Below are 263 nucleotides of genomic sequence, written 5' to 3'. Positions count from 1 at the left end.
CGACCTAAAAAAGATGCGCCAGTAAAAAATATTGAATGGCAAATCACGGCAGAAATTGAAGAAAACGAAACCGCAATAAAACAGATTGTAGAACAAAAGTCATGCTTCGTATTAGCAACGAATATAGATAAAAAATCGCTTTCACCAGTAGGTTTACTTAAGCATTACAAAGCACAATCTGAAGTAGAAAAAGGGTTTAGGTTTTTAAAAGACCCCTTGTTTTTTGTTTCATCATTATTTATCAAAAAGCCAAGTAGAATAGA

At 32.7% G+C, this 263-nt stretch carries 1 pseudogene; it reads left to right on the top strand.

The window, feature by feature from the left end:
* Window positions 1–263 (top strand): annotated as a pseudogene (locus H5119_RS20270) (IS1634 family transposase); the annotation flags it as partial.

Origin of the sequence: Pseudoalteromonas sp. SG45-5 (assembly GCF_014164085.1) — a bacterium.
Lineage (GTDB): Bacteria > Pseudomonadota > Gammaproteobacteria > Enterobacterales > Alteromonadaceae > Pseudoalteromonas > Pseudoalteromonas aliena.
Note: the sequence above shows the minus strand (reverse complement) of the source record. Positions and strands in the feature narration are given on the sequence as shown.